Origin of the sequence: Fictibacillus sp. BK138 (assembly GCF_004216955.1) — a bacterium.
In the GTDB taxonomy this organism is placed as follows: domain Bacteria; phylum Bacillota; class Bacilli; order Bacillales; family Fictibacillaceae; genus Fictibacillus.
In genome coordinates this window covers 2,305,690-2,330,854 of sequence record NZ_SGXL01000001.1, presented here as the reverse complement: position 1 = coordinate 2,330,854, position 25,165 = coordinate 2,305,690, and the positions used below count along the sequence as shown (strand labels likewise).

Annotated in this window: 18 protein-coding genes and 2 riboswitches; of the genes, 10 read left to right on the top strand and 8 right to left on the bottom strand. The window is 40.9% G+C overall.

The features are described 5' to 3' along the window. The first annotated feature begins 6 nt into the window (after window positions 1-6). Both EV282_RS11535 and EV282_RS11530 read left to right on the top strand, forming a co-directional pair. A complete protein-coding gene (locus EV282_RS11535) occupies window positions 7-1,188 on the top strand; it encodes a metallophosphoesterase family protein (RefSeq protein ID WP_130295952.1) in 1,182 nt (393 codons plus the stop codon). Continuing rightward, window positions 1,185-4,589 (top strand): AAA family ATPase, encoded by a 3,405-nt coding sequence (locus EV282_RS11530; protein ID WP_130295951.1) that lies wholly within the window; start codon window positions 1,185-1,187, stop codon window positions 4,587-4,589. The genes EV282_RS11535 and EV282_RS11530 overlap by 4 nt, the downstream gene beginning before the upstream one ends. Before the next feature lie 39 nt (window positions 4,590-4,628). Here EV282_RS11530 and EV282_RS11525 read toward each other — a convergent pair whose 3' ends face one another. The 3 genes from EV282_RS11525 to EV282_RS11515 are packed head-to-tail and all read right to left on the bottom strand — an operon-like array spanning window position 4,629 to window position 8,430. Continuing rightward, complete coding sequence (locus tag EV282_RS11525) at window positions 4,629-5,750, bottom strand: Ger(x)C family spore germination protein (RefSeq protein ID WP_130295950.1); 1,122 nt, start codon at window positions 5,748-5,750, stop codon at window positions 4,629-4,631. After that, window positions 5,747-6,841, bottom strand: a complete 1,095-nt coding sequence (locus EV282_RS11520; RefSeq protein ID WP_130295949.1) for a GerAB/ArcD/ProY family transporter — start codon at window positions 6,839-6,841, stop codon at window positions 5,747-5,749. Before EV282_RS11520 ends, EV282_RS11525 begins: the two co-directional genes overlap by 4 nt. After that, window positions 6,838-8,430: a spore germination protein gene (locus EV282_RS11515; protein WP_130295948.1), complete on the bottom strand. Its 1,593-nt coding sequence runs from the start codon at window positions 8,428-8,430 to the stop codon at window positions 6,838-6,840. Before EV282_RS11515 ends, EV282_RS11520 begins: the two co-directional genes overlap by 4 nt. Before the next feature lie 165 nt (window positions 8,431-8,595). Between EV282_RS11515 and EV282_RS11510 the strand changes: the two genes are divergently transcribed. Together EV282_RS11510 and EV282_RS11505 are read left to right on the top strand one after the other, a co-directional pair. Beyond that, window positions 8,596-9,267: a hypothetical protein gene (locus EV282_RS11510; protein WP_130295947.1), complete on the top strand. Its 672-nt coding sequence runs from the start codon at window positions 8,596-8,598 to the stop codon at window positions 9,265-9,267. Window positions 9,268-9,279: 12 nt separating this feature from the next. After that, window positions 9,280-10,359, top strand: coding sequence for an efflux RND transporter periplasmic adaptor subunit (locus tag EV282_RS11505; protein WP_130295946.1), 1,080 nt, complete (start codon window positions 9,280-9,282; stop codon window positions 10,357-10,359). Between the two features lie 227 nt (window positions 10,360-10,586). On the opposite strand, the gene EV282_RS11500 is transcribed toward EV282_RS11505, so the two are convergent. Then, window positions 10,587-12,344 (bottom strand): B12-binding domain-containing radical SAM protein, encoded by a 1,758-nt coding sequence (locus EV282_RS11500; protein ID WP_130295945.1) that lies wholly within the window; start codon window positions 12,342-12,344, stop codon window positions 10,587-10,589. A 199-nt stretch (window positions 12,345-12,543) separates the two neighbouring features. Between EV282_RS11500 and EV282_RS11495 the strand changes: the two genes are divergently transcribed. Genes EV282_RS11495 through EV282_RS11485 form a run of 3 tightly spaced genes read left to right on the top strand, consistent with a single transcriptional unit; the run spans window position 12,544 to window position 15,705 of the window. Continuing rightward, window positions 12,544-13,428 carry a fumarylacetoacetate hydrolase family protein gene (locus EV282_RS11495; protein WP_130295944.1) on the top strand — a complete coding sequence of 295 codons (885 nt, stop codon included), beginning with the start codon at window positions 12,544-12,546 and terminating at the stop codon, window positions 13,426-13,428. 37 nt (window positions 13,429-13,465) lie between these two features. Then, window positions 13,466-14,890, top strand: coding sequence for an NAD-dependent succinate-semialdehyde dehydrogenase (locus EV282_RS11490; RefSeq protein WP_130295943.1), 1,425 nt, complete (start codon window positions 13,466-13,468; stop codon window positions 14,888-14,890). A 26-nt stretch (window positions 14,891-14,916) separates the two neighbouring features. After that, the gene (locus tag EV282_RS11485) at window positions 14,917-15,705 is read left to right on the top strand and encodes an SDR family oxidoreductase (protein WP_130295942.1); all 789 of its coding nucleotides are present in this window, start codon (window positions 14,917-14,919) and stop codon (window positions 15,703-15,705) included. A gap of 314 nt (window positions 15,706-16,019) precedes the next feature. Here the strand turns inward: EV282_RS11485 and EV282_RS11480 are convergent, their stop codons facing one another. Next, entirely contained in the window at window positions 16,020-17,228 is a 1,209-nt protein-coding gene (locus tag EV282_RS11480) for an ornithine--oxo-acid transaminase (protein ID WP_130295941.1), read from the bottom strand. 147 nt (window positions 17,229-17,375) lie between these two features. Here EV282_RS11480 and EV282_RS11475 point away from each other — a divergent pair, with 147 nt between their 5' ends. After that, window positions 17,376-17,732 carry a YisL family protein gene (locus EV282_RS11475; protein WP_130295940.1) on the top strand — a complete coding sequence of 119 codons (357 nt, stop codon included), beginning with the start codon at window positions 17,376-17,378 and terminating at the stop codon, window positions 17,730-17,732. 161 nt (window positions 17,733-17,893) lie between these two features. Beyond that, complete coding sequence (locus EV282_RS11470) at window positions 17,894-19,735, top strand: sensor domain-containing protein (RefSeq protein WP_130295939.1); 1,842 nt, start codon at window positions 17,894-17,896, stop codon at window positions 19,733-19,735. A 232-nt stretch (window positions 19,736-19,967) separates the two neighbouring features. Here the strand turns inward: EV282_RS11470 and mtnA are convergent, their stop codons facing one another. From mtnA to EV282_RS11450, 3 genes are all read right to left on the bottom strand, one after another. Further along, window positions 19,968-21,026 carry an S-methyl-5-thioribose-1-phosphate isomerase gene (gene mtnA, locus EV282_RS11460; protein WP_130295937.1) on the bottom strand — a complete coding sequence of 353 codons (1,059 nt, stop codon included), beginning with the start codon at window positions 21,024-21,026 and terminating at the stop codon, window positions 19,968-19,970. A gap of 3 nt (window positions 21,027-21,029) precedes the next feature. Then, a complete protein-coding gene (gene mtnK / locus EV282_RS11455) occupies window positions 21,030-22,247 on the bottom strand; it encodes an S-methyl-5-thioribose kinase (RefSeq protein WP_130295936.1) in 1,218 nt (405 codons plus the stop codon). A gap of 85 nt (window positions 22,248-22,332) precedes the next feature. Then, window positions 22,333-22,508, bottom strand: a riboswitch (SAM riboswitch). Window positions 22,509-22,842: 334 nt separating this feature from the next. Further along, window positions 22,843-23,625, bottom strand: a complete 783-nt coding sequence (locus tag EV282_RS11450) for a carbon-nitrogen family hydrolase (RefSeq protein WP_130295935.1) — start codon at window positions 23,623-23,625, stop codon at window positions 22,843-22,845. A gap of 118 nt (window positions 23,626-23,743) precedes the next feature. Between EV282_RS11450 and EV282_RS11445 the strand changes: the two genes are divergently transcribed. Continuing rightward, the gene (locus tag EV282_RS11445; RefSeq protein WP_130295934.1) at window positions 23,744-24,910 is read left to right on the top strand and encodes a pyridoxal phosphate-dependent aminotransferase; all 1,167 of its coding nucleotides are present in this window, start codon (window positions 23,744-23,746) and stop codon (window positions 24,908-24,910) included. Window positions 24,911-24,979: 69 nt separating this feature from the next. Continuing rightward, a riboswitch (SAM riboswitch) is annotated at window positions 24,980-25,097 on the top strand. Window positions 25,098-25,165: the final 68 nt, after the last annotated feature.

Here is a 25,165-nt window from a genome sequence, read left to right as displayed (position 1 = left end):
GATACGATGCGATTGCTTCACACCGCTGACTGGCATTTGGGACGTTCTTTGGAAGGGCGCAGCAGGCTTGAAGAACAGCAAGCTTTTTTAGATGAACTAGTAGAGATTGTTTCCAGAGAAAAAATTGATGCAGTTCTCATGGCAGGGGATGTTTTCGATACGGTGAATCCCCCTGCAGCTGCTGAACAGATGTTCTATGAAACACTCGCCCGGATCAGCCGAAAAGGTGAATGTCCTTTTATCGCGATAGCTGGAAACCATGATCATCCAGACAGACTCGCGGCTTCTTTTCCGCTAGCGAAGGAGCTGGGCATTACGCTTGTCGGGCTTCCGACTTTAGAGCTGCAGAGGGTTCCGATCAGCAGGACTGGAGAGATGCTGGAGATCGCGGCACTTCCTTATCCGTCTGAATCCCGTTTGAAGATGCTGTTGAGTGAATCAGCTGAAGAACTTGACGTTCGCAGCCAGTATGATGATTGGGTAGATTCCTACTTTAAGGAAATAACGTCTAGATACACACCTGGAAATGTACACCTCGCAATGAGTCATCTATATGTTGCAGGAAGCAAGGAGAGCGATTCAGAGCGTCCCGTACATATTGGCGGAGCTTACACGGTGGCAGCAGAAAGTCTTCCAGCTGCTGCTCAATACGTAGCACTTGGCCATCTGCACAGGCCACAAATTATCAAGCGGGCTAAAACAGAAGCACGTTATTCAGGATCTCCGCTATCGTACAGCTTTTCTGAGAGCGGTCAATCTAAATCTGTAACGATTATTGATGTTGAACCAAATCAAAAAGCAAAAGTAGAAGAGATCCACTTAACATGCGGCAAACCTCTAGTAGCATGGGAAGCAAAGAATGGTGTTTCAGAAGTCTTTCAAGGCATTCAGGATGGTCTGCATCACAATTGCTGGATTGATCTGTCGGTTCATGTACAGGATGCTCTATCCATGGAGGAGATTCAAAGACTCAGAAAAGCACATGATGGTATTGTTCATATCAAGCCGGTTTTTACAGAAAAGTTAGGTGAAGAGATCAGCGTTTCTACACAAAAGCTTCCGGTAGATGAGCTTTTTACGACTTTTTATAAACGTCAGACTGGCGGAGCTGTACCTGATCCAGAACTGATTTCACTTTTCCTCGATCTCGTAGGCGAAGAGGATGGGGAAGGAGAGAGTGCGGGATGAGACCACTACATTTAAATGTTTCTGGACTCCAAAGCTTTCGTGAACCACAGACTATACCTTTTAGTGAGCTTTGTTCGGGTGGAGTCTTTGGGATTTTTGGACCAACAGGTAGCGGAAAATCAACGATTCTGGATGCCGTAACACTAGCGCTTTACGGTAAAGTGGAGCGTGCTGCTGGCGGAACACATGGAATCATGAATCAGGCTGAAGATAAGCTCTCTGTCTCTTTTTCGTTTCAGTTAGGTCAAGGTGATGCCGAAAAAAACTACACGGTTGAACGTTCCTACAAAAGAACAGGTGAACATACGATTCGTACGAGCACTTCTAGATTGATCGAGTCCGTTAATGGTGAATCTGTTGTACACGCTGACAAAGAAAGGGATGTCACAAAGCTCGTTCAAGAACTTTTAGGCCTTACGATAGAAGACTTTACTCGTGCAGTTGTACTTCCACAAGGAAAATTTGCTGAATTTTTATCGTTAAAAGGTGCAGACAGAAGACAGATGCTTCAGCGTCTTTTTCAGTTAGAAAAATATGGCGATGTTTTAAATCAAAAGCTTAAGAAGAGAGCTGATGAACAAAAGAACCGTCTGAATGAGATTACAGCAGAACAATCTGGATTAGGCGATGCTTCACATGAAGCCTTACAGGAAGCGGAGTCGCAGCTCAAGGAAAAAGAACGAGCTCTGGTTAACATTTCAGAACTTTTAAAAGCAGAAGAAGAAACATATAAACTAAAAAAAACATTTTGGGAAACACAATCAGAAAATGAAAAACTTCTTTTAAGGCAAAAAGAGCTGGACTTGCAATTGCCTGAAATGGAACAGCTGAAGCAATTTCATAAAAAAGCAGTAATGGCTGACCGTCTTACACCATATGCAGAAGAATGGCTTGAATCCAACAGGGTTAAAAAGGAACTTGGCACGGAAAAAGAACAGCTTGAACAAAATGCCGAAAAGCTCAAAAAGCTTTTTGTTGAACATGAGAAACAGTACGAACAAACGAAAGAAACAAAAGAAAAAGAAGAGCCAGAATTAATTAGAAGACTCAGTGTATTAGAAGAAGCTTTTCAGTGGGAAAAAGATCTCAATGAAAAGGAAGCAGAGCTTCAGAAAGAAACCATAAAACTTTCTGAAATGGAAAGCTCTTATTCCATTGGAAAAAAATCTGAAGAAGATGCGATTGGCTTGCTTGAAAAAGGAAAGAACAAACAAAGTTCTTTAAAAGAAGAATTAACGGCGATTGAGATCAATCATAAAGAACGATCGGTATTGCAGTCTGCTCTATTGCTCTCACAGCGTTTTCAAAGCTTACAAAATGAAGAACAAAGTATTCAAAACGAGCTTAAACAAGCAGTAGAAAACCTGGAAAAGATGAACCAAAACATAAAACATGTAAAGGGCACGATCAGCACTAGCATCGAAAATTGGAAAGCTCTATCAAGTGACGTTTTGTCTTTATATAATGAAGCACAAAATGCGATGAGAGAAAACGAAAGTCTGTCTCTTTCATTACACGAAACACTTAAACGGGAAAAAGAGCACCAGGAAAAATGTAAGATTAAGCATCTGGCTGCCCAGCTATCTTCGCAGTTGGAAGAGAACGAGCCATGTTCGGTTTGCGGCTCGACTGTTCACCCTTATCCGTTTAATGAATCAAAAGATGACTTTGAAAGTAACGATGACAAAATAGAGTTCTTAGAAGCTGCAAAAGTTACTTTGCAAAATAAGCACCGTGATTTATTGCATCTTTCAGAAACGCTTGAAAAATTGTCAGATAAAATCTGGTCAAAGATGAATATACCAAGCGAGGAAACAGCTGCAGCCAGTGATGCTGCAGTAACTGAGAGTATCAAATTTGCCAAAACATTTGATGATGAGAAACTGAAAGAGCACTCAACGAAAGTAAAAGGGACAGTTCAAGATCAGCTTTCACTCGAAAACAGATTTGATGCACTTTCAACCCGATTTGACGAACAGCAAAAGCAGTTTGAGCATCTCATGTTTAACTATGAATATGCTGACAAGCAGGTGAATGAGCTTCAACAAAAACTAACAGCTAATAAAAAGTCTAAAGAAGAGATTTCAACTGAATGGAAAGAGGCAGAAATATCTTTTGAGTTAGATAACCTGAATGAAGTAAAAGAAGAGTTTGAACAGCGTGAAACAAGGCAGAGTGAGATTCAAGAAAGCCTTAAAGTAGCTATGGATTTTCTTGAAAAACAAATCAGTAAAATAGAAAAACGAAAAGAAGAGAACAGAAAACTTGAGTTCTCCATAAACACAAGTAAGAATCAGATCAAAATGTTGAATAAAGATATTCAGCATCTTAAAGAAAAGCTATTGGACCGTTTAGGTGATAACAAAGCAAGTGAACAATATGAAGCCGTCGATAAACAGCTGAAAACAGTTGCGACCGCATATAAGGATACTGTAGAACAATATGAACGTTCACGAAAACTATTTTTGGAAGCTGACAAAGCATTTCATTCCATTCTGCAGCGTTTTGAAGATGCTCTCAAAAGAAGCGAGAAAGCTCATGCCCAATGGAATGAGAAGCTGCAAAATTCAATTTTCAACAGTTTTGAAGAGTATTCAGAGTCTGTTAGAGATGAAGCTTCTCAACAAAAATGGGAAGATCAGCTCACGATCTATTCTGATCAGTGCAAAGAGGTAAAAGCAGCTATTGAAGCATTAAAAGCAAAACTTCCTGACAGCCCGATTACTGAAGAAGAGATGCTTCAACAGCAAACAGCTTTAAATGAACGGAAGCTAGAAGCAGATGCGACGAGGGAAGCTGTAGGTCAGGCAAAACAGAACTGGATTACAATCGAAAAAAATCACGCTCGATTCAAAGAGCTGGAAGAAGAAAAGCAAAAAGTATCAGCACTGCTGGAGAGACTTGGAAAGCTTCAAAGCGTATTTAGAGGAAACGCGTTTGTTGAATTCATGGCTGAAGAGCAGCTCATTCATGTCACGCGTGATGCTTCAAGCAGGCTTTCTAAGCTCACAAGAGGTCGTTATGCGATCGAAGTTGATTCCAACAGCGGTTTTGTTATTCGGGATGATGCAAATGGAGGAATCAAGAGGCCGGTTACTTCTCTATCTGGAGGAGAGACGTTCTTGACTTCACTCGCATTAGCACTATCCTTATCCGCACAAATACAGTTAAGAGGTAAGTTCCCGCTTCAATTCTTCTTCTTAGATGAAGGATTTGGAACGCTCGATCAAGATCTTCTTGATACGGTTGTAACAGCACTTGAAAAAGTTCAGATGGAAAACTTTGCGATTGGTGTTATATCACACGTACCTGAGTTAAAGGCCAGATTGACAAAGCGTCTTATAGTAGAACCAGCTGAACACTCTGGTAATGGGACTAAGGTAAGACTGGATCAGCTATAATAGAAAGGGTTCAAGGTAATCATGCCTTGAACCCTTTCTTTATTCGATAATACCATGTCCGATCACATCAACATCTATCGAAGCTTTAAAATCAATTTTCGGATATACTTCTTTCCAGTTTAACTTCTCCCAGACTGGATAATGATAGGCCATCACATGTCTTCCGACTCCATACGGATCGCTGTTCATCTTTTGAAGTTTTTGTATTACTTTGTTCGCATCTTTTGTAAGCTTTTTTGAAAGCCGTTTTTCAACATTTTCCACTTCGCCAGGTGTAGCCAAGTTATCTCTAGGATACTCCGTTACTACAACTTTCATTTTTAATTTTATTTCTGCAGAAACCTTCCCTTCTGGTGTTACATCAATATTAAAAGAACGCTTATTCTTTTTAACCTTAAACGTTACATAATTCATTAATTCTGGTTTTTTGTTGGTGAAGATTTTTTTCGTTGTGCTCATGGCGATCGTATGTTTTTCTCCGGTAAGCATTGTATATGTCACAGATAAAGGTTCTCTTATGGTTCCCACCATTTTATGTTCATGAAATAAAGCTACACCACGGATACTGACTGTTTTTTTTAAAGGCTCTAGATAGGGGAGTGCGAAATCTTGTCCTGGATCAAACATGACGGGACAAACCGTCTGTATATTTTCTTTTGGAACGGTAGCAGATTCTTCGGCACTGCGAATGGAATCTCTTAAGTATTCCCCAACGCCTGAGGACATTTTAGGTTCCTCAAACCTTGTGCTGATGACATCAGAGGCTTTTCCTTTTGCAACGGCTAACTTCGCATTCAAAGCTGATTTGGGGTCACGGTAAAAAACATCTAAAAGCTGATAAATATCTTTTTTTGCAGCAGCTTCTCCGAAAAGAATGATTTGGTTTTTAGAAGCATCAAGTCGTTCTGCTACTCTTCTATCAAGTCGTAACCGGCTCTGTCGAGCAGTGTTGCCTGAAGCTGAGAATATTTGATTAACAATGTTTCCTTGTCCAGCTTCTGCTGCAACAGATTGAGGAACAGCTGCTGTAGTTAACACTTTTCCATCCTTTGTATAATCAAAGCCGCCAGCAGTAATAAGCTTCGTTTGGTTAAGCATCGCTTGATCCCAGCAGCCAGTTAAAAGAAGCAGAACGGGAAGAAGAGATAGAATTTTTCTCATGAAGATGCCGCTCCTTTCTCCTGTTTTTTCCTTAGTACAGCTATTAGTAATAGAACAATTGGGAATAGAGCGGAAAAAATAAGAGATGTAAGGCTTATATACTTATTCCACATCAATACTTCAAGCTTTTCATTTGGAATGATGGCAATTACGGCACAAAAAATAGCAACATATGGCGCACCTTTTTGATGATCATTTAGTCCAAATAGTGTTTGAACACCTTTTGCAGCAATAAATAAATAACTGATGAACGAAGTAGCCACAGAGATGATCCATATTGAAAGGAAAACCAAGTCGGTTCTTTCAATAATCGAGAATGAAAAAGCTTTAAGCATATATAATACAGGTTCTGGCACAATTATGATTTCTGCAGGGTTAAAAAAAATATAAGTGGTAAAAACGATAAATGCATAAAGGACTGTTATACAAAAAGACGCGAACGAGATGACTTTTATATTTTTTGCCGGTGTCCCGTTCGAGTAAGCTAAAAATACAAGTGATGCATCAAATCCGAGCAATGCAACGACAGCATCTGATGAGCTCTTAATAATCGTAAGCATTCCAGTCTGCCCAACTGGAAAGATATACAGAAGGTGAACATCTGTATAAGCGTATAAGATAAAAACGAACAATACGATTAATAGCGGAGTAACGATTACAAAAAATCTAGCAATTTCCCTAGGCGAACTAGTAATAAAATAATATCCAACAGCAGTCATAATAAAAATAATCACCCAATGCGGTGTTTCAAATAGAATCCATTTACCAACAATGCTGTTATACATGATTAAGATTAAAATTGAAATGAACGCGAAATGCAGGGTGTAGATAAAGTTGAACACAAGACCTAAGTTCTTCCCCATTAATTTTGGAAGTATCTCATAAATCGTGTTGTGCGGAAATCTGTCACATAATTTCCAAATCGCCAAAATAGAAAATTGGATGAACAAGCCTGCAATAATCAGCGAAATCCATCCATCAATTTTTGCCTTAGTAAATAATGAAAAAGGCAAAGATAATACACCGACACCGATTTGTGTCTGAACAATCAAAAAGAATAGTTGTCTATGTGTGATCGTGTGACTATTCATGATTTATCCCACTTTCGAGTATGGTTAGCATTATCCACTTTTTGTGCAGTCACATCTTTAGGCCGAGTGTTTTGTTTCCAGAAGGGAGCACGTATGAACGCATCTTTTAAATCTGCTAGGTTCAGCGGTGCGATTGGTGCAAAATAAGGCGACCCAAACGTATAAAGTTTGCATAAATGAAAGATAAGAATCAGAAAACCAAATACGATTCCTAAAAAGCCTAAAGTAGCAGCCGCCACCATGAACGGAAAACGTAATATACGAACTGCGGCACTCATCTCGTTTGACGGAACGATGTAAGCCGCAATGGCGGTAATCGCCACAACGATAATCATTAAATTTGATACAAGTCCTGCTTTTACGACTGCATCACCGATTACGAGACCACCAACGATAGCAATGGTGGAACCGATCCTTGTTGGAAGTCTGATAGAAGCTTCTCGGATTAATTCAATCGTCAGCTCCATCAGAAGTGCTTCGAATAAAGGTGGATAAGGAATATCCTCAAGTGAGCTTTTTATCAGTAAAATGAGACCGAACGGTATGACCTCAAAATGAAATGAAACGATTGCGATATATACTGCAGGCAAACCCATAGCGATAAAAAATCCCATGATTCGAACAAAACGGAAGAATGAACCAATATGCCATCTTTTATTGTAATCATCTACGGATTGATAAAACGAAAAGAAATTTACAGGCATGACGTGCGCTGTAGGTGATGTGTCGTATACAAGAGCTACTCTGCCTTCCATTAAATTTGCCGCCACACGGTCTGGGCGTTCGGTACTGAGCATCTGCGGAAAAAAACTGAATGGCTTGTCTTCGATGCTCTCCTCAATATTTCCAGGAGTATAAACCGCATCAGCCTCAATGGATTTAATTCTTTTTTCCACTTCCTTTACATGTTCAGGATTTGCAATATTATCAACATATAATAAAGCAATGGTGGTATGAGTCTCTTTACCAACTTGGAGGTATTTAACAGTCAGTCTTGGCGTTTTTAACCGTTTACGTACCAGTGCCAGATTCATTGACAGGTTTTCTATGAAACCTTCATGGGCGCCACGAATGATGGTTTCATTATCTGGTTCTGTTATATCTCTTTGGGTCTTCACAGGTGTTGACATGGCATAAAAACAAGTTGTGTCATCAGTAAATATAAGCGTGTTTGATTGCAGGAGCAGCTCCTGTACTTGTTTCATTTCAGTGTGCTTCTTTAGATCAATACTCGCCATCTGTTTAAAAGAATTAAAGTTGATTTCTTTATCTGTCACAAACAATGGATTTAAGATCATGCTCTGTACAAGCTGTTTATCGACAATGGATTCAATATAAAGAAGAGCTATCCGGCTTTTATCAGATGGAAGCTCAATCTCATGTGTCAATAAATCTTCAGTTGCAGAGAAAGGTTCTTTAACCTTCGTTAAAATTTCATTTAGACTAAGATTTTGAACCCCGCCAGGCTGGCTTTCCTGTGAATGGGTCTGTTGAGAACTATCTTGTGAATTGGTCTCATGAGAACTATCTTGATTTTCCGGTGCATTTTTTGTTTGTACTAGCTTTTTAGGTTTCTTAAAAAAAGTCATATAGACCTCATCCCGATTCTGTTGTAGTTTGCCTTAGTTTTTGCGGAATAAAGGCATTTATACGGAGAAGTGCCTATTTTTGAAAAAATGAGTCAGAAATTGTCATTATGAGTAAAAAATTGTGTTACGATAGACAGATAAACAGAGAGAGAAGGGGGAGGCCGTATGACAGGAAGAGCTCAATTTATTCCTGCTTTAACAAAGCCTTATACATATTTTTCATCTTATAAAGAGTGGAAAGAAAAAGAAGGATTCTGGATCAGGTTTATTGCGATTTTAGCGGTCAGCGGATTGCTTCATGCGCTATCCTTTTTTGCAGCATATCCATCTTTTAAAACCATTTCATTCGTAGAAGCAGCAAAACTTTCAGGAGCCGAGCAAGAACTCCTCAGATTTTTAATTTCTTTAGCCGGAGGAGTTTGGGGCATTATTGTACCGTTTCTTATTCTGCAGGCTGGAACTTTATTTTTATATGCATTCTTTCGAGATATAGGCTACAAAGCTCTTTTTTATGTGATGAGCGTTGTCTATGTGCTTTTTTTAATTGGATTAGCATTCGAGCTTCCGTTTCAATTTGCAATAGGTGCTGAAGAAGTTGTTCAGCCGTTAGGTTTTGGATTCGCAGGTGTATTATTTTTTAAGCATGGTTTTTGGCAGGAGTTTTTGAATCTGATCAATGTATTTAACGTATGGGGTGCAGTTGTCATCTACTTTGCGTTAAGACAGTTATCATTTAAAGCAAAAAGCTATTGTCTAGCCGTTACAATCGGTGGATCTGTTTTCTGGATTCTTTTATATTCCTTATATGCTGCATTAGTCAGCGGACAATTGGTCTAAGGGGGCTGGCATATGAATAAATTGAAGTGGATAGCGGCTGGCATAATGATTGTCCTCCTGCTTGTTATGAATTTATTAATATTTGATAAAAAAGAGTCTTCAGCAGTTGTAGCACCAAGACTTGAGACCACACTTTCCAAAGAAAGAGATTTCTTGAAAAAGCATGAAGTAACAGGGATTGCTTATTCCAAAAACACTTTTGATATTTATCAAAATGACTCATTAGGATCGATAAAAGAAATAATGGTGAATCCTGGTGATACGGTTTCCTCCGGTCAAACACTTGTTACATACGAAAACAACGAGATAGAACAAGAACTTCGAACGCTAAAAAGGGAAAAAGAAGCTGCAGATGTGCGTTCCGATCATTATTCTAGTCAGATAAGTGAATGGGAAAGTGAACTATCAAGCTTCGACGAAGAGAAAGATAGTGCTGATGCAAAAGTCAGAATTCAAGAGCAATTGAGCAATGCTGAACTTCAAGAAGAGCTTGCAGAAAATGAAAGCTCAGTATTATCCGATGAGATCAGTGAATTGGAAGATCGTCTTGATGCTCTTTCTGTTAAAAGTCCTGCAGATGGTGTCGTTTCAGAAGTTAATGGCATTCAAGATCAAAAGCCTGTTATGACAATTGTTGGTCAAGGAAATTTTGAATTAAAAGCTGAAGTCAAACAAGAGATTGCGGGTTTCGTAAAAACAGGAGATTCTGTCCAGATTGAGTCACCAGCCCTTAAGGAAAAGCTGGATGGGACGGTTCAAACTGTTCTGCCATCAGAAGAGGGTCAGACGTTTACGTTGACAGTGCTCGTAGAGGATGAAGCTGCGTGGACAGAAGGCCAGACAGCGAAAATCATCGTTTCTGAAAAATTAGCAGAAAAAGCAATAAGCGTTCCTAAGAAAGCTGTTTTGAAAGATGATGGTAATCAATATGTGCTAATTATCGTTAAAGATAAGCTGTACAAGATGAAAGTCGAAACAGGGGTTGAGCAAAACGGATTCGTTCAGATAAAGAAAGGTCTTAAAAAGGACCAAACGGCCGTATTAAATCCTTCACCAGTATTTGTTTCAGGGCAGCCGGTAATTAAAGATTAAAGGCAATTTGTTTTTAGCGAAAACTTCATTGATAAGTTGATTGGAACGCAAGGTGCGAGACTCCTGCGGGATCAGCGGGACAGGTGAGACTCCTAAGGGTGCGAAGCGCCGAGGAGGCTCACCGCACGCCCCGCGGAAAGCGAGTGCCTGGAGTGGAAATCAACCCTTTCAAATAGCATCAAAGTTTACGTAAACAACAAAAATATATAACAAAAAAAGGGATGCGGTTACGCGTCCCTTTTTGCATGTATAAGTGATTTTGATGCTGTGAAAATCTGTGTGTTTTGCTGTTTTGGGTCAAACAGAGCAATCAGCAAATATGATTTTTCTGAATGATGTTCAATCTGCTCTGATAAAGGATCAATGGCGGTATCTGTAACAAAAGCATGCTTATAAATTTCTTTTTCAGAAAGTGCAGGGAAACCTTCAATCACTTCAGGTGACTGAGCTAGCATAGATAAAACCTTTGATGTCTCTTCTTTGTTTTGTGTGTTTTCCCACCATGGCTTGCGTGGCTTAAACTGCTGACGCTCTAGATAGTCAAGCTTCATAAGACTTTCAGCTGCAGGTAAAGCGTGCGGTGCGGATTCTTTTAAGAACGCGATCAGACGTTTAAATAGATCTTCAAGCTGATGTCCGATTCTGGACCATCCTCTAGTCTCCCAATACGTTCCGAACTCTTGGAAGAAATCAAAAGGCGATTCAAACACATGGTTGATCAAATATTTTACCGTGTGATCCATTCGATGGTCGTTCCAGTATTTTTCCAAAACGTCTTCTACTTGCTTAATGCGGATAATTTCGTCAAACGTAAGGACATTGTTTCCTAAGATTTCATATGGAGAATGATCCATATAAATGTAATCGTGCTTTTCAGCTGTCAGACGAAGGCCTGTACCGCGAAGCATTTTCAGGAAACCTAACTGCACTTCCTCAATCCCAAACGCAAAAACATCGTTAAATGTTTTACGGAACGAACTGTAATCTTCTTCAGGCAATCCAGCAATCAAGTCTAAATGCTGAACGATCTTGCCGCCGTCACGCACTGTAGTAACGGTACGAGTAAGTTTCTCGAAATTTTGCCTGCGCTGAACAAGCTCGTTAACCGCATCATTCGTAGATTGAACACCGATCTCAAATCGGAACAATCCTTTTGGAGCATGTTCATTTAAATAATCGATCACTTCTGGTCTCATAATATCTGCTGTGATCTCGAACTGGAACACGACACCAGGCCTGCGGTTCTCGATTAAAAAGGAGAACATTTCAAGCGCATAATCGCGGCGAATATTGAAGGTTCTATCTACGAACTTAATAATTTTCGCTCCGTTATCCATCAAGAAAATCAAGTCATCTTTAACAAGATCAGGATTAAAATAACGGACACCTACTTCGATTGAAGATAAGCAGAATGCACATGAATAAGGACAGCCGCGGCTCGTTTCAAAATAAGTGATGCGCTTAGAAAGAGATTCAACGTCTTCCTCAAACCGAAATGGTGAAGGGACAGTTTTTAAATCCAGCTTTTCACGCGGTCCATTAATTTTCGGTTTACCATCTTTTCTGTATGCTAGACCAGCGACAGTATCGAACGACCCTTTATTCTGAATCTGACCAAGCAAGTGTTTGAATGTTTCTTCACCTTCATTCACAACGATAAAATCGACTTCTGGAATACGATCTAGCCAGTATGCAACATCATAAGAAACCTCTGGACCGCCAAGAACAATTTTCGTTTCCGGCTTGATCTTCTTAAACATCTGAATAACCTTGATCGTTTCTTCAATGTTCCAGATATAACAGCTGAAACCAAGGACATCTGGCTGTTGGCTGTAGAGGTCTGTCACGATGTTCAATGACGGGTCCTTAATCGTGAACTCCCGAATCGTTACAGGAAATTCAGGTTCGCTGTATGCTTTTAAATATCTTAAAGCAAGGCAAGTGTGTATATATTTTGCATTTAACGTACTTAGTACAGTTTTCATGGTTTCATTACCTCATTACGTTTACCCAAACTATTGGGTGATTTAGATGACACACTATTTTACCATATTTTAAAACGAAGAAAAAACCCGATATGGCTGGAATTATTAACAGCAAATTTCTTTACGGTACAAAGCTCTAGACTATATAGTAGAACTAATAATCATGTAAGCGCTTTTTAAGAGGAGGAATTGATACGAAATGAAATTTGTTTCTGCAGTTCGAAAGGGAGATCAATTTATAGGAATGGTTAAAGATGATGCTGTTATCAATGTTTCAGCTCTGGCAGCTTCAGCTGGAAAAAAGATAGCTCAAACTTTATTGGAAGGCATACAGCAAGGGGAAGAGTTTACTTCTGTTGCTGAAGATCTACTGAATTCTGCAAAAGTCGCAGAATATACCTATCCTTTGGAAGAACTTCAGCTATTAGCACCGATTCCACGTCCTTCTAAAAATGTTTTTTGTATCGGTAAAAATTATCGTGACCATGCAATAGAAATGGGGAGCGAAGCAGATATTCCAGAAAACATCATGGTGTTCTCAAAAGCACCAACAGCAGTTATTGGACATGGGGAGGGGATTCCGAGCCATTCGAATATTACGGATCAATTGGATTACGAAGGAGAACTAGCTGTTATTATCGGGAAAACCGGAACAGGAATCAGTGAGGCTGATGCTATGGATTACGTGTTTGGCTATACAATCATCAACGACATTACAGCACGTGATCTGCAGCAGAAGCATAAACAATTTTTGCTCGGCAAAAGCTTAAACGGTACTTGTCCGATGGGCCCTTGGATAGTCCATCATTCTGAGATTTCAAATCCAGAGAATCTTATGATTGAAACGAAAGTAAACGGGGAAGTGCGTCAGAAAGGGAATACATCTGATTTTATTTTTGACATACGAACGATGATCGCTGAACTTTCAAAAGGCATGACGCTTGAAGCAGGAGACATTATCGCAACAGGGACGCCAGCTGGTGTAGGAAAAGGGATGAAACCGCCTGTATTTCTGAAAGCTGGAGATACGATTGAAATCACAATAGAAGGAATCGGGACACTTCGTAATGAAATAGTAGAATGAGGTCGAATTTTACTAGTTACATAGAGGAGGAATTCACATGGAAAAGCTGCTTTATATTAACGGTTCATGGACAGGAGATTCTCTTGAGAAAATAGAGGTATTTAACCCTGCTAATGGCGAGGTTGTCGGTACTGTGCCATCTTGCGGAAAAGAAGAGACAGATGCGGCAATTGATGCGGCACATGACGCATTTGCCGGATGGTCGAAACTGACTGCTTATGAGCGCGCTGAATACCTCATGAAACTTCATGACTTGATGATTGAAGAAAAAGAAGAAATCGCAGAACTGATGACGTTAGAAATGGGAAAACCATTAAAAGAATCTGTTGGTGAAGTAATGTATGCCGCTTCTTTTATCAAATGGTACGCTGAGGAAGGCAAGCGTGTTTACGGCAGAACGATTCCTTCAAGTGCTGGAAATAAAAGAATGCAAGTGTTGCGTCAGCCCGTTGGGGTAGTAGCAGCGATCACGCCGTGGAACTTTCCCGCTGCCATGATTACGAGAAAGCTTGGTCCAGCTCTTGCAGCCGGTTGCACATTTATTGTGAAGCCGCCAAAGGAAACACCTCTAACAGCTATAAAACTAGTAGAACTCGCAGATAAAGCAGGCTTCCCAAAAGGGGTTATAAACCTTGTAACAGGCTCATCCTCTATTATAGGGAAAGCCATCATGGATTCTGAAAAAGTAAGGAAAGTAACATTTACAGGCTCAACGGAAATCGGCAAAAAGCTGATTGAACAGAGCGCAGCGACGGTTAAAAATGTATCGATGGAGTTGGGTGGTCATGCACCTGCAGTAGTACTTGATGATGCGGATCTGAAAAAGGCTGTGGCAGGAATCGTAGCTTCGAAGTTTCGTAATGCAGGTCAAACGTGTATCTGTATCAATAGAGTCTATGTCCAGGAAAACGTATACGATGAATTTGTAGAACTTGTTGCCGCTGAAGCGAAAAAGCTAAAAGTAGGAAACGGGCTGGAAGAAGGAACAGATATCGGACCGATCATCAATAAAGACGGGTACGAAAAAATATCTGAGCATGTAGAAAACGCTGTTAACGCCGGAGCTGAATGTGTAACTGGCGGAAATGGAAAAGCAGAGAACGGGGCGTACTATTACGAACCGACTGTACTGAAAAACGTAACACAAGATATGCTTATTATGAACGAAGAGACGTTCGGGCCGGTGATACCAATCCATAAGATCAGCACGGTTGATGAAGGAATTCGACTCGCTAATACGAGTCCGTTCGGCTTAGCAGCTTATGTGTACACTGAAAACATGTCAAAAGGAACCCAAATAGTTGAAGGATTAGACTACGGAATCATCGGTTGGAATGATGGTGTACCATCAGCCGCTCAAGCACCATTTGGCGGCATGAAAGAAAGCGGTCTTGGACGTGAAGGCGGAGTCGAAGGAATGGAAGCTTATCTTGAAACGAAATATGTGAGTTTTGTTCTATAAATCTGTGTAGAAATCAGGTGATATTTATGGATTTAGGATTAAGAGGTAAAAATGTGTTAGTCCTTGCTTCAAGTAAAGGACTGGGAAAAGCGTGCGCCTTGCAGTTTGCCAGAGAAGGTGCGAACGTCATGCTCACAAGCAGAGATGAACAGCAGTTATCACAAACCGCTGAAGAAATAAAAAGCGAAACAGGAGCAGATGTACACTATAAAAAGTGTGATATCACACAGCGGAATGAGATCGATGAACTCATTGCAGAAACCGTAGAGAAGCTCGGAAGCATCGATGTTTTGGTGAACAATGCCGGAGGTCCTCCAGCTGGTAACTTTAACGACTTTGAAGATGAACACTGGCAGGGTGCGTTCGAGCTGACACTCTTGAGCCTGGTGCGGACAGTGCGTGCGGTTACACCTAATATGAGAAAAAATGGCGGCGGACGCATCGTGAACATCGCCTCATCTTCTTTTAAACAGCCGATTGACGGCTTAATTTTGTCTAACACATTTCGTACAGCGATCAATGGATTATCGAAGAGTCTTTCCCAAGAACTTGGCAAAGACGGTATATTGATCAATACGATTGGACCAGGGCGAATCGGAACAGACCGTGTAGGTGAACTGGATCAGATGGCTGCTGAGAAGAAGGGTGTTTCTGCAGAAGAAGTGAAAGCAACAATGGAAAGCGGAATTCCGCTAGGACGCTATGGTGAGCCTGAAGAGTTTGCAAAGATGGTCGTGTTCTTGTGCTCTGGCGCTAACACGTATGTTACAGGGCAATCGCTGCTGATTGACGGCGGTATGGTTAAAGCATTATAAAATGGAAAGAAGCAGCGACTGCTGCTTCTTTTTTGTCCATTTGAGGGGTATACAGCATGTTGAAAATGTCGAGGATTGTAGACTCGTGGGTAAATGGCCAAAACTTTTTGATTGAGGGTCAAAACTCGTGGATAAACAGGTGAAACTTTTGGATTGGACCCCATTTTTTGTGGATTCAACTACTCAGTTAACGCTTAATACCCCATGCGGTATAGTTGCAGAACCGTTTCGGCACCCGAAACGGAACCATTTAATGGATTTTCATCCAGAAAATGAAGAAGCTGACTCCAAAAGAGTCAGCTTCCCACAATTCTTTAAACAGAAAGTACGTTTTTAATGCGCTCGATCGCCCAATCTAAGTCTTCTTCAGAAATGATCAGCGGCGGTGCAAAGCGAATTACGTTTTCATGTGTTTCTTTACATAACAAGCCTTGTTCTTTTAATTTTTCACAATAAGAACGGGCTGGTTCGTTTAGTTCAACTCCGATAAATAACCCTTTTCCGCGAACTTCTTTGATCGCTGGATTATTAATCTTCTTTAGTTCGCCTAGGAAATACTCTCCGAGCTTTAATGAACGCTCAACCAAGTTCTCCTCAACCAGCACTTCAAGAGATGCTACAGAAACTGCGCAAGAAAGCGGGTTTCCTCCGAATGTTGATCCGTGTGAACCAGGGTTGAATACACCAAGGATATCACGGTTAGCAGCCACACAAGAGATCGGCATTACGCCTCCGCCAAGTGCTTTTCCTAAAATGTACATGTCTGGCTCAACTTCTTCCCAGTCACATGCAAACATTTTACCAGAACGGCCAAGGCCTGATTGGATTTCATCAGCTACGAAAAGAACATTTTCAGACTTACACACTTCAAGAGCTTCTTTCAAGAATCCTTCACGCGGGATAACGATTCCAGCTTCACCTTGGATCGGCTCTAAAACAAAAGCAGCAGTGTTAGGAGTAATAGCTGACTTCAGTGCTTCTAGATCGCCGTAAGGAATTACTTTGATTCCTGGAAGCATCGGTCCAAATCCGCGCTGATAATCAGGGTCAGAGCTCATGGATACAGCAGTCATCGTACGTCCGTGGAAGTTACCTTCACATACGATGATTTCCGCTTGGTTATCAGCAACGCCTTTTACATCATATGCCCAGCGGCGAACAGTTTTGATTGCTGTTTCAACTGCTTCAGCACCAGTGTTCATAGGAAGAACCATGTCTTTTTTCGTTAGGCTTGACACTCTTTCATAAAAATCACCGAGTTGATCATTGTGGAACGCACGTGAAGTAAGTGTTACTCTGTCCGCTTGATCTTTAAGAGCCTGGATGATTTTAGGGTGGCGATGTCCTTGGTTAACCGCGGAATATGCACTAAGCATATCCATGTAACGGTTTCCTTCAGGGTCAGTTACCCATGCCCCTTCAGCTTTTGAAATGACGATCGGGAGTGGATGATAGTTTTGTGCACCATACTGCTCCGTTTTAGAAATAACAGTTTCCGTGTTCTTAGTCTGTGTCTGTTTCATAGGAAACACCTCTATTCTGCAAGATTTCTCACAGTGCTATTATACCAATGAAAGTGCTTTCTTTACAGGGGGAACTCATTTAGTTGTCTTGTTGGGCTGGCTTCATGGTATATTAATATGGAGAATTATACATAGGAGGATATATTTATGATTCATGTGCATGTTACATCTTGGTTTCTGGCTCTCATTTTGTTTTTTATAACGTATATGCTATACAAAAAAAATGCCGGAAAAAAATCTAAAATTTTTCATATGATTCTGCGAGTTTTGTATCTAGCAATACTTGCAACAGGGGGGCACTTGCTAGCTGGCTACCTTACGGACCCGGGCATTGTGAATAAAGGCCCGCTTATTATTAAAGGTACTTTAGGTTTAGTTATGATTGGATTGATGGAAATTATTCTGGTTCAGCGTAAACGCGGAGAAGGCCGTTTAATGAACTGGGTGTTTTTCTGGGTATCACTGGTATTAGTATTATTCTATGGTTATATCGTACTTGGATAAATGGTATAGAGAAAAATCGCCTGATCGTATATCGGGCGATTTTTTATATGGTAAAAATAACTACCAATAGTCCTGTTAAAATATTGAACGTTGCACCGATATTAATAGTGGCATTATGCCCAAAGCAATAGGATTGTTCTTTTAGCAGATGAGGTGTAATCATGAGAACTATCAATTATCTAGATAAAGAAGAAATTGAAATAAAATTAAAAATGCCAGAGCAATCACAAGAAATAGATGACCTCTTAGCGATGTCACATTTGGTTCAAGCGAGCGCGAGAGAAATGGAGCAGCTGAACATTACACTCCTTGAGTCAGAACAGCGGTACAAATCACTTTTTGAACACAATCCGGATATGATCTATTCAATGGATATGAAGGGATATATTACGAGTGTGAATCCAGCGCTTGTACATACATTAGGATTTTCCGAGACAGATATGCTCCAAGCTCATGCGTTAAATTTCGTATGCAAGAAAGATCATAAGCGTGTTGTTGAACATTTTCGTCTTGCCATACATGACAAACCGCAGACTTTTGTTACGAGTATCAGGAAAAAAGACGGCAGCGAAATCGATTGCAGCATAACGAACATACCGATCGTAGTAAATCAGGCTGTTGTTGGCGTGTACGGAATAAGCAAAAATATAACATGGCAGAAGAATGCAGAAGAAAAGATTGAAAGACTTGCTTTTCATGACTCTCTTACGGGTTTGCCGAACAGAAGTCTGTTTGAGAAAAGACTTCGTGAGCTAGTAGAAGAAAACCAACACACCAAGAATAAACTAGCTGTCATGTTTATAGATATTGACCATTTTAAAATAATTAATGAAAGCCTAGGTCATCATATCGGCGATGTAGTATTGAAGCATGTTAGCAAGCAACTCAGACAAACGATTAAGGGTGACGACCTTTTATGCCGTTTTGCAGGAGATGTGTTTACGCTTATCCTGCCAACACTTGATAAGCCTGGAGAAGTGATCGACACAGCAAACAGAATTGCAGATGCTTTAAAAATGCCAATTTATTTAGACGGACAGGAATATACAGTCAGCGCATCGATCGGAATCAGTATCTATCCAGATGATAGTATGGAAGCGGATGTACTCATAAAAAATGCTGACATTGCTCTTCATAAGGCAAAAGAAAAAGGACGCGGCAAGCGAGAGTTTTTCACAGGTGAAATGAACGCATTTACACTGGACCGCCTCAAGCTCGAAGGGTATTTAAGAAAGGCGATTCAAAAAGAGGAGCTCCAGCCTTACTTTCAGCCTCAGCTTTGCATGAAGACGGATAGAATTACAGGTTTCGAAGCCCTTGTACGCTGGAACCACCCGGAACTTGGTCTTGTTTCACCGATGCAGTTTGTTCCGCTTGCAGAAGAAATTGGACTGATAGATGACATTGGAAGATTTGTTCTCTTTGAATCTTGTAAACAGCTTAAGAGATGGCACGATGAAGGTGCACACCATCTTTCTATATCTGTAAATGTTTCAGGAAGGCAGTTTCAGAGATTGTCCTTTGTATATGAAGTAAAAGAAGCGCTGCAAACGTCAGGTATACCTGCTGAGTGTCTTCAACTGGAACTAACCGAAAGCACGATGATTCACAATGTGCAATACAGTATTAGCATTATGCAGGAATTAAGAGAACTAGGTGTTAAGCTGTCGATCGATGATTTTGGCACGGGATACAGTTCACTTAGCTACTTAAAAGATTTTCCTGTTGATTCACTTAAAATCGATCAGAGCTTTATCCGGCACTTAAGCGATGATTTTTTTAATACAAGTGATGCCGCAATCATCAAGGCTATTATAATGATGTGTGAAGGTTTGTCGTTAACTACTGTGGCAGAAGGCGTTGAAACGTACGAACAGATGAAGCTTCTCCGTGAATATGGCTGCCATACCGCACAGGGATATATCATCAGTAAACCGATGCCAGCTAATGAGGCTCAACTTTTTTTAAATGAATTTTTAACAATAAAGAACAGCACATCCTGAACACGGGGTGTGCTGTTTGTTATGATTCTTTTCTAAAGGACTGCTGTGGAAAATCCTTTCAAATGTATCCTTCAATGCATAGTTGATTGGAACGCAAGGTGCGAGACTCCTGGGGGACCAGCGGGACAGGTGAGACTCCTAATGGCGCAAAGCGCAGAGGAGGCTCACCGCACGCCCCCCGGAAAGCGAGCATCCTGGAGTGGAAATCAACCACTTCAAGTAACAGCATTGATTATCTAAACAGTCCCTTCTTAAGCTCAAAAAGTGAATCTTTGTAATTACCGCTCACAATACCCTTTTCCGTAATGATGGCTGATATATACTCAGCGGGTGTTACATCAAAAGCAGGGTTGAACACTTTAATGCCTTCAGGTGCAATACGGACACCGTTTAAATGTGTGACTTCTTCTTCAGGACGCTCCTCGATCGGAATATCTTCCCCGCTTGCCGTTCCTAGATCTAAAGTAGACAAAGGACAAGCGACATAAAAGGGAATACCCAGTGCTTTTGCTTGGAGAGCTAATCCGAATGTTCCAATTTTGTTCGCGGTATCTCCATTGGCAGCAACCCGGTCACAACCGACGATGACGGCTTTAATATTTTTTGTTTTAAGAGTATGTGCTGCCATATTGTCAGTGATGAGCGTTACATCTATATCATTTGCCTGCAGCTCCCAGGCTGTTAGACGAGATCCTTGAAGAACTGGGCGTGTTTCGTTCGCATAAACGGAGAGATGCAAGCCTCTTTCTTTTGCCAGGTGAAAGGGAGCAAGTGCTGTTCCGTATTTACTCGTTGCAATCGCTCCAGCATTACAGATCGTCATCACTGCATCTCCATCCTGTAAAAGTGAAAGAGCATACTCACCAATCTTGCGGCACGTGTTTTCATCTTCAACCTGAATATTGATGGCTTCTTGCTCGATCTTTTCTTTAGCATCTTCTACCGAAACAGCTTTAGATGCCGCAAGAACTACCCGGTCGAGTGCCCAAAATAAGTTAACAGCTGTCGGCCGGGAAGAGGCAAGATAATCCCGCTGAACCTGAAGGGTAGATAAAAATGATCCAAGGTTATTATCTTTCTCACTGTTGCTCCAAAGCACTAGGCCAAAAGCGGCCGCGATTCCGATTGCAGGTGCACCACGCACCTTAAGTTTTGAAATAGCATCCCACACATGTTCAATGCTTGTCACATTCAAGTAAACAGTGTGATGTGGAAGCTGCTGCTGATCTAATATAAGAAGATGGTCCCTGCGGTATCGAACAGAAGGGACCCACTTTTCAGCTACGGTCATTCTTTATGCACCTCTAATCCAGTCCTTTAATTGAGTGATACTCGTAAACTTTCTTTGGTTTTTTATGAGATAACTTCCTAATTCAAGCGCCTTTTTCTTATAAAAAAGCTCAATATCTTTCTGCTCAATGGAATCAAGATCAGCAACATGTGCAAGACCGATCGTTCTTCGGATCATTTCACAGCCGGCAAATCCGATCACTTCCTGAAAGGTGTTCTGAAGGAAACTCTCAAGGACTCCTTCTATTTTTGTAAAAGGATCAGATGACTTTCCGTGCCATAGTTCTTTAAAAGTTTCCGTGTATGTCTCCCAAGTTTTTTCAATCGTTTGAAGCAGGAAAGACTGTACAGATTCACGATGGAATGGTTCTTTTGCATGTGCGTTTTGTGAAAGGTGGTTTAGTGCCAGATTCGCAAAAAAGTGTGCAAGATCAAAACCAGCCGGACCATAGAAAGCAAACTCCGGATCAATCACTTTTGTTGAATCTTCTTTTACAAAAATACTGCCTGTATGAAGGTCGCCATGAAGGAGAACTTCAGCTCTTGTTAAGAAAGAGAATCGGAGTTGAGCGACTTCACGAAGCAAATCTTGATCTGCCCAGATTTTTTCAACATCTTTTTGGAGTTCATCAGGAAAATCATTTGTGTCATGGTTAAAAAATGGGTCTGTAAATACTAAGTCTTCTGTAATCTTACAAAGCTCAGGATTAGAAAACTGCTTCACCTGTTCTTTTTTATCAAAAGGGTGAAGATAAAAATCACTGGAATAAAAAGCGGTGTTTGCTGCAAATGTTCCGATATCTTCTGCAAGCTGCTGGTACGTTTTCCCTTCAATCAAACCTTTTCGCAAAATGACATGGTCTGAAAGATCTTCCATCACTGTTACGGCTAATTGTGAATCAGAGTAATAAACTTTTGGTACGAGGTGGGGTACAGACCCAGCTTCTTGAGATAAAGCATCACTTTCGATTCTGGCTCTGTCTAGGGTAAGCGGCCAGCTTTCTCCGACTACTTTTGCATAAGGTAATGCTTGTTTTACGATTAACGCTTTTTTGGATAATGGATCTTCGATATGAAAAACAAGATTTAAGTTGCCATCGCCTATTTCTTTTACAATGAGATCATTTGCTGTTGATTCATCGAAAAAATTCAAAGGCTTTACAACATCTATAACTGTTAGTTCGTTCAACGGTTCATACACAGATTTTACTTTTACGCTCATTTTTGTTCCCCCCGGAATGTTTGAAAAATAAAAAGGGCCTCTTTTCGTATAAGAAAAGAGGCCCGGAAAGACAGTTGTCCCGTGCCTCTTATCTTAGCAAAACGATCTGTTTTGCTGGAATTAGCACCGTGCCATACGCTGATTCAAGTTAAAAAATTCAGCGGCTCCCCTTAATAATGCGGGCGCCCCATCTTACAATGGTATTACGGTCGGTTGCTGGGTTTCATCGGGCCATATCCCTCCACCTGCTCTTGATAAGAGACCAATTATTCAGTTCGTTAAAAGCGAAATAATATTCGCGCAATTCATAATCGTTATACTACAATGTTTGGAAAGGATTTGTCAAACTTTTTTTGTGAACCTCATTTAAGTCGAATGTTGGTTAAGAAAACTTTGCAGCCCTTGGAAGTGGTTGATCTCCGCTTCAGGTGCTCGCTTTCCGCGGGGCGGGCGGTGAGCCTCCTAGCGCTCTGCGCTGTTAGGAGTCTCACCTGTCCCACTGATCCCGCTGGAGTCTCGCACCTTATGCTCCAATCAACTTGTCAACGAAGGAATGTAGAAAATCTTTCCGAAAGTGAAAAGGTGAGCTAGCTAACTAGTAGAGATCCACACGGCGGTCATTAAAAACAGGAACCTTCGCGCGCACTTCATCAACCAATTCAGGAGAGATCTCAGCAGAAAGAATCTCTTCTTCAGTAACGGATGCCTCTGCTACAATATCCCCCCAAGGATCGATAATCATAGATTGACCAGCGAATGTATTGTTCGGATCGCTTCCAACACGGTTACAAGCTACAATATAACACTGATTTTCTATAGCCCGGGCAATCAAAAGAGCGCGCCAGTGAGTCTGCCGCTGTATCGGCCATTGAGCAGGAACAAATAAAATTTTTGCCCCTTTTATAAAAGGCATGCGTATCCACTCTGGAAAACGGATATCATAGCAGATCGCAGCTGAAGATAATATATCATCAACTGTGAAGGTACAGCTTTCTTTGCCTGGAGCGATATATTTTTCTTCGTCCATAAGCGTAATAAGGTGTGCCTTAGAGTACGTTCCAGTATGTTTGCCGTTTCTATCAAAGCTCAGCATCGTATTATAAACATCATTCCCTTTTCGAAACGCTACTGATCCGCCAACAATGTTAATTCCAAATTCTTTGGCAAGTGAACCGAGCCATTTTTTTGCTTTTTCGCCGTTTTCATCACTAATCTCATCTAGGCGCGTCAGATCATAGCCTGTATCCCAAAGTTCAGGAAGTACGATGGTGTCTGGGTTTTGAAGACGAACCGCCTCTCGAATTTTTTTCTCGATATGAGTCATATTTTTTTCAGGATCTCCGAAGTGAACATCCACTTGTAGACATACTATTTTCACAAAAAACACTCCTATCTGGCATGGGAATTCCAAAAAAAGACTTTACAGAATTTCTTTAAGCGTATAACATAACTGATTAGAATTTCAAGAACATTCAAATTAGACTGGAAGTGATCGTTTGAAACGTTTTGAACAGGCAGAGGTCATGAGTAAACTGCCGGAACAATTTTTCGCTAAACTTGTAAAAAAAGTATCCCATTATGTGGAGCAAGGCTATGACGTTATTAATCTGGGTCAAGGGAACCCAGACCAGCCCACACCAAATCATATTGTTGAAGCTCTAAAAGAAGGAGCAAACAATCCTGTATATCACAAATACTCGCCGTTTCGAGGACATTCTTTTTTAAAGCAGGCGGCAGCAGATTTTTATAAAAGAGAATACGGAGTTACGCTGGATCCGGAAAAAGAAGTGGCCGTATTGTTCGGAGGTAAAACAGGTTTAGTAGAATTATCACAATGTTACTTAAACGCTGGAGATACTGCACTTGTTCCAGATCCCGGCTATCCAGATTACTGGTCAGGAATCGCAATGGCAGGGGCGAAGATGGAGACAATGCCACTGTTAGCAGAAAATGATTTTTTACCCGATTATGATTCTTTAGATGACAATGTGCTGCAAGATGCTAAACTTATGTTCCTCAACTATCCGAACAATCCGACGGCAGGTGTGGCTACGAAGGACTTTTTTGATGAAACCATTAAGCTTGCAAAAAAGCATGACATTCTAGTTTGTCACGATTTTGCGTACGGTGCGATTGGATTTGAAGGCAAAAAGCCTGTCAGCTTCTTAGAGGCTGCTGGAGCGAAAGAAGTTGGCATTGAAATCTATACACTGTCCAAAACTTACAACATGGCGGGCTGGCGTGTTGGTTTCGCAGTCGGAAACGAACAAGTTATCGAATCTATCAACCTTCTTCAGGATCATTTTTATGTCAGCTTATTTGGAGCCGTGCAGCATGCAGCTGCAGCGGCACTTAATGAATCGCAAGAATGCGTGGATGAGCTGGTAACGACCTATGAAAAAAGACGCGACGCTTTTATCGGCAGGTTAAAAGAAAACGGGTGGAACGTTCAAGCTCCAAAGGGATCGTTCTTCTGCTGGCTTTCGGTACCTGAAGGCTATACTTCAGAAAGTTTTGCAGATCATCTGCTAGAAAAAGCGCATGTTGTTGTTGCACCAGGTATCGGTTTTGGGAAAGAAGGAGACAAATACGTGCGTGCTGGATTGCTTACTTCAGAAGAGAGGCTGATTGAAGCAGCAGACAGGATCGCAAAGGTCATATAAAAAAATGGGTTGACAGATTCTTCAAGCGCTGTCATAATCACAATTAATATTATATTCTAACAATTTGCACTCTTATTAAGAGCAGGTGGAGGGACTAGCCCGATGAAACCCGGCAACCATTCAGCTAATGTATTAGCTGAAAACGGTGCTAATTCTTGCAGTCTATTTATTGACTGAGAGATGAGAGGAAGCGGAACTAACGTTTATTAGCGCCCCTTCCTTTTGGATGGGGCCTTTTTATGTGTTTGAAAGGAG